General features: G+C 45.8%; 3 protein-coding genes. 1 reads left to right on the top strand and 2 read right to left on the bottom strand.

The genetic code is table 11. The features are described from left to right. Together RDO37_RS10320 and xpt are read right to left on the bottom strand one after the other, a co-directional pair. The coding region (locus RDO37_RS10320) for a hypothetical protein (protein WP_308499019.1) at positions 1-3,503 on the bottom strand (3,503 nt) is incomplete at its 3' end. Between the two features lie 1,147 nt (positions 3,504-4,650). Beyond that, on the bottom strand, positions 4,651-5,229 hold the full coding sequence (xpt, locus tag RDO37_RS10315; RefSeq protein ID WP_281709754.1) for a xanthine phosphoribosyltransferase: 579 nt from the start codon (positions 5,227-5,229) through the stop codon (positions 4,651-4,653). A gap of 649 nt (positions 5,230-5,878) precedes the next feature. Here xpt and RDO37_RS10310 point away from each other — a divergent pair. Beyond that, the coding region (locus RDO37_RS10310) for an AAA family ATPase (protein WP_308499018.1) at positions 5,879-6,166 on the top strand (288 nt) is incomplete at its 3' end.

Raw genomic sequence — 6,166 nt, 5'->3', positions numbered from 1 at the left:
TTACGTTCTGCTTCGATACGGGCAGCTTCTTCAGCAGCCTTGCGCTCAGCTTCGATGCGTGCAGCTTCTTCGGCAGCCTTACGCTCAGCTTCGATACGAGCTGCTTCTTCAGCAGCCTTGCGCTCAGCTTCGATACGAGCAGCTTCTTCAGCAGCCTTACGCTCAGCCTCAAGACGGGCAGCTTCTTCAGCAGCCTTGCGCTCAGCTTCGATGCGAGCTGCCTCTTCAGCAGCCTTACGTTCAGCCTCGATACGTGCAGCTTCTTCAGCAGCCTTACGCTCAGCTTCGAGACGTGCAGCTTCTTCAGCAGCCTTGCGTTCTGCTTCGATACGCTCAGCTTCGATGCGGGCTAACTCAATTTCTTCGGCGAGATCTTGCTTGGCCTGATTGATCTTAGTAATGAGATCGGCTTGAGCCTTAGCTAGGCTGTTTAACTCACCAAAGAGCTCTTGAGCGGTGGCATTGGCCTGAGCAATACGCTGACGCTTTTGCTCTGCTTCACGGGCTCTAATTTCATCACGCTCACGACGAGATAAGATCTTAAGCTCGTAAACATCATTAGAAGAGGAGCCATTAGCGGTAGTAAAGTCAGCAAATGGTGAGTTGCTTGGCTTAACGGTGCTAGCTTGGCTGCTACCACTTGCTAATGTCTTATCCTCACTCTTAGTAGCAACATCACTTACGCTAGTACTCTGTGAGGCAGTGGTAATGATAACGTTGCCATGCTCTAAGATGCTCTCTTGCTCTTGTGTAGCAGGAGTTGAGGTCTGAGGCTCAGCTTGTTTAGCACTATCACTAGCAGCATTAGTTGCTGGGGCTGTTGCTTCTTTATCTTGAGCTTGAGTGTTAGCTTTTGCTGTTGCTTTAGCTGCATCAGTAGATGAAGTAGCGGCACTAGCACTTTGGGTAGAGTCACTTGAGTTAAGTTTCTCTTGTGAAGCTAGAGCTACACTGTCTTGCTGAGCAGCTTGCTCATTAGATACGTGTGCTGACTCGCTCTGGGCTGCAGCTGATGCCTCTGCTTGAGCTTGCTTTTCTTTAGCCTCTTGCTCTTGAGCATGTTTATGAGTGATGTTGACGCCTTGATGAGGGTCTTGCTGCTTTTTAAGTGCCTCTAAGAACTCTTTTGGAGTACCAATAAAGGAACCAGCGGCTTTATTAGCGCCATTGTGCAGAGCCTTAAGCTCACGCTTGTCATATAAAATTGGCTCGCTAATGCCTTCAGCTGGTTGCTGCTCATCGGCAAGTAAGTCTTTTTCGTCAATACGCTCTTTGGTAATGGCGACATAATCAGAGCTGGCAAAAGCATAGCGGGCTGATGGTTTATCAACTTTTACTGCCTGATGACTTACCGGCATGTCAGGTACTTTTTGCGGTAAGTTATCTACACGAGTATTAACATCTGGCAAGCTTAAGTGCGACAGGGCAGAAAGACCTTGTGCACGGTTAGCTTGGGCAGCATCAATTTGAGCTTGGCGAGCACGTGCAGCTTTTTGCTGAGCTGCAGCCTTCATAAACTCAATACGGCTTTGCTCTAAATAAGCCTGAGCCTCATCGACAGACACATTTTGTCCTGATGAGACGGTCATGGTGGTATTCACTTCCACCTCAGCTGCAGGGGACAGCGTGTTGAGGTTTTGTGAATAAATAGAGCGGCCTTGAATATTAGTAGCTACAGCAGGATCTTGAGGGCGCTGATTGTGGGGTTGGCCCATATGCTCACGAGTGGACGAGACTCGTGTAGATCTGCCAGAGCTGATTTCAACACAGGCAGTGGCATTTGCAGCAGTAAACTCACCACCAAAACGATCGATTGGGGTAGAGAAATCTCTAAAAGCAGTACCGCCACGCAGACCTGGTTTGAAGTTGCCATTTGGATCAGCAACTGTATCTACCTGACCTTTATTGCCTGGCATTAATGGCATATCTGCTACGCCAATCATCTTGGAGGTTGCAGTAGTTGCCTCAGCTAAAGCACGCTGCTCTGAACGTGGCAGACCACCACCAGCAGTAGCAATTTCAAAGGCAGACATACGCGACAGATTGCTCTCGTTGCGCTGAGCTTGCTTACGTCTAAAGCTTTTTAAGTATTTAGCATCAGTTTGCTGCAGAAGCGCATGAGCTTCAGGGCTTACTACAGCTGAGTGAATTACACGCTGTGGCATATCCAGCTCACCAGGGTTTAACACCTCAGGGAACTTGGTATTACGTGCAGCAATAGAGGAGGCAGCACGTGCGGCAGCAGCTTGCTCACGCTCTGCGGCGGTGTGCTCATTAGATGGCTTGAAGAATGATCCTGCTAAATTATGGGCTTTACCATGCTCAAGCTGCTGTTCGCCCTTGGCATACTCTAATTGCTGAGAGTAGAGCTCTTGATCATTGTCATGAATGCTAAATGAAGCTTCAGAACGTGCGTAGTTCTCAGAGACATGACCAACACTGTTGTTTGCCTCATGATTAAAGTTAGATGCCTCACCCTGAGCACCATACATAGCACTCTCATCAGAGCCATGAGCAAAGCTTTGCTGCTCGCCTCTAACAGGACGAGAGTGGCCATCATTAAACTGAGAGTGATCACCAATGCGTGCATCATCCTGAGTAGATGCATCTAAGTCACTCATAGGCATATGGCTATGGGCTGCAACTTCTGATTGCTCAAACTCAGATGCACTTAAGCTGTGAAGCTTAGCTTGCTCATCGCTGTGAAGCTTGGCCTCTAAAGACGAGGAGGAGGCGTTTGATGAGGATAGATCATTACTGCTACCTGACTGACCATAGGCTGCAGCATTTTGAGAGAAATAACCATAGGCAGCAGCATTATCAAAGCTACCGCTAGCAAAGTCATAGCCGCTGTTGACGAGGTGATCCTCGTTGCGCATATAGGCATCATTGCGGCCCGTCTTTGGCATTTGAGGTGGGGTTGGGTTTATATCAGAGGTGGCAGAATGTAGATCATTATCCTTGCGCTCAGAGACTGACAAGTTCTCATTATTTTTGCGATTATTTGAGGCAAAGAAATAGTGCGGGGCTTCTAAAGCTGAGTCATTGTCATCAGAGAAGCCACGTAATAAATCATCCGAATGATTTAAAGAAACAGAATCAAGCTCATCGCTTAAAAAGTCATCGCCAAAAGGATCACTAAGTGAGTCGTTTTGATTGATGCTATGCAATTGTTCAAGAGCTTGCTCAGCATTCTTACTCCGCTCAGAGGCGGCAAAAGAGCTATTAAGATCGTTAATAGCCACATCAGCGCGTAAGCTTAAATGCGTTAGCGTACCAAAGCTGTCATGTACTTCTGCAAGCACGGATCCGCGCTCAATGCCACTAGCACTCACAGTGGCAATAATGTCACGAGAGTTGGCACTCTTAAATGCACAAGTAGTTAGGTTATTCATGCCATCTTGTCCGATGGATTGCCCCTCTTTAAGGGCCGCTTTATAAATAACCGAGCCGTCGGCAAGTCTGTGCGCAACTACCGATCTAAACTTGTTAATGTCAGTCATGCTAATTAATTATGCTGTACGCGCATAGATAGCTAGTCTATGTCGACAGCCCCCTGATAAATACAAGATGCTCGCAAAAAACTAAAACCACACATAAAAGCAATCCTCATAAACCTGCCTCGTCCGCAAGTAACAAGTTAGTGCTTTAAGTCTCCATAAAATATAGCAATGGTTGTACTGCCAAGCTAAGGTAGACCTAGGCTTAAGTTGCGTTACGCGCACCTCCCCACAATAACCATACCATTGTATATGACAATACACGCTTCGTCGCGCTTTTTAGTTGTCTGTAAGCACTTAATCACAAAAAAACGAACGCTATTCTTACAAAGCGCGATCAAACGATGTCATTTGTGACAACAAAACACTAAAAAGTACCCGCAAAAGATAATAGAGCGACTGCCACCCACCCCATCCACGATAAGCCTAGCTATTTTAAAAGTGACTCCCAACTATCAACCACCAAATGGTCGTTACCGCCACAAAAGAGCCCATCAGCGCTATCGGCCAAATATAGAACCACGACCACCGAAAATGCCGATCTTTTCCTCAAGATCAGCACTCAGTAGTTATCCAGCAGCCAATCTAAACGAGATCAAGGGCAGTATTGAGAAAAAGCTACCGAGGTGCAACTCTTATGAGCAATGACTAACCATGCCTACAAGATCCAAATATTGCCCAAACCAATCAAAAGATAGGCAACGACAAGCGTGCAAGCCAATAGAGCTAAGCCAACAGTGCATTGACTGGGCATCCAGCTGACTACTGCAGGTGAGTGGCACGCAACAGCATAAGCTCTACACATCGATGCTGCGGCGCTGCAGGGTGGATAGGCATTAACGGGCTGCTATCAAGGTTCACAAGCTTGAAACTGCCAAGAGATTGGAAAATAACGACTTTGCAAGTACTTGAAAGATACTAAAACACGTCAGCGCATGGAGTGGGGCGCTAAATGTTGAAGCAATTGGATCAAAGATAAGCGGCGCATGGCTTGCGGCAACAGCCATGAGCTGGCTTGTAGTATCTGCCAGCATTGGCTTGTAGCAACAGCCATGCGTTGGCTGTTGCGCGAGGAGTCAGCGCATTGTAGTTAGTTTGATGCGCTGAGCATAAGAATTGAAAGAGATCGGATTGCTAGTGGCGGCTATGGCTAGGCAAAGGTGATCTTGCAATCGTCAAGGGAGGCGATAGTGGCTAAGGACTCCACATGAATGCCTTGATCTCGGAGCATTTGACCACCGTTTTGGAAGGACTTTTCAATTAAAAAGCCCATGCCAACAAGCTTGGCACCAGCTTGGGCAATTAAGTCTTGAACACCAGCTGCAGCCTTACCATTAGCAAGGAAGTCATCGATGAATAACACCTTGTCATCTTTAGTTAAGAACTCAGCTGAGCAGCAGATTTGATAAGTGGTGTTCTTTGTGAAGGAGAAAACCTCAGTAACTAAGGTGTTATCCATGGTAGATGGCTTTTTCTTCTTGGCAAAAACTACGTTCTTATGAGCAAGGTAGCCAAGCACTACAGCAGGGGCAATGCCGCTTGCTTCGATAGTGAGAATCTTATTGTAGGAGTTTGGGTCAAAACGACGCATAAACTCCTCAGACATGGCATACAAAAGCTGAGGGTCGAGTTGGTGATTGATAAAACCATCAACCTTAAGAATACCTCCAGGAAGGCTCTTTCCGTCACGGTTAATACGATCAACTAAGATAGGAAAATTGTTAGCCATTGCTCTTCCTTGCCACAAATGAAAATACGAAAGTACGTCAAATGTAGTTCAGCTAGTGTTTGTATGCTCAGAGGCTCTACCAACGCTTTTAGCAGCACATCAAGACGTAAGAGAGCATAGAATCTAGCTATGCAGCTCGTAAATTCTGCTCATTCTACAGCTAAAGATCTGTGCTGACAATGAAAAATGACACTCATAGCCAATGCCTATTATGGCGATCTTGTAACATGATCGCTATAACACACAAGCGTTAGCAGCAAAGTGCTCTTAAAAAATTAGTTTGTCATTGACAACTAGAGTGATCTAAGGATCACTTTGAAAGATACCTTTGACGTTTAAGGAATCCCTTGAGTATGTGCGTAATCTGACATTCACATCTTTCTGTGGGCTACTAGCAGCAATGATCCCAGCGCTAGAGTGGTAAACTAATTTTTAAAGAGCACTATGCGCATAGGCAAGTGGTGTGTTTATTGTATGTGCTCCTGGTCATCTCTTAGGATCGCCATATATCATTTCGCAGGATTTAGATATTCCTTGAATGAATGGTGTATGATTAGACTAGTAGAAAGTAGATAAGCTCATGGATTTCTGTGCTCCTATAGTAGTCTAGGTTAAGTCTTTTTCTTTGATCAGTATCGAGGTGGATTCTATGGCAATGCGTATTATAACCACAGGCGAAAGCTTGTCTTTTGCTACACTGATTAATAAAACCATGGTCTATGTTGATAAAACTAAGCCTATATGTGAGATGGCCTCTACATACGCACAATATCTGCTCACTAGACCACGTCGTATGGGCAAAAGCACGTTAGTAGATACACTTGAGTATATGTTTTCTAAAGTCACAGTAGGAACAGAAGGTCCCTACTGCCACGAGCATTGGCCTGAGCCTAATCGCTATTTCGTCTTTCACTTTGACTGGAGTAGGTTTAAAATA

It is taken from the genome of uncultured Anaerobiospirillum sp., assembly GCF_902485895.1.
Classification (GTDB): Bacteria; Pseudomonadota; Gammaproteobacteria; order Enterobacterales; family Succinivibrionaceae; genus Anaerobiospirillum; species Anaerobiospirillum succiniciproducens.
The sequence above is the reverse complement of the archived record's forward strand: the minus strand, read 5'-3'. Positions and strand labels throughout refer to the sequence as shown.

Excerpts from the sequence above, each read along its gene's own strand:
- xpt (WP_281709754.1), bottom strand. The coding sequence starts at position 5,229 with ATGGCTAACAATTTTCCTATCTTAGTTGATCGTATTAACCGTGACGGA.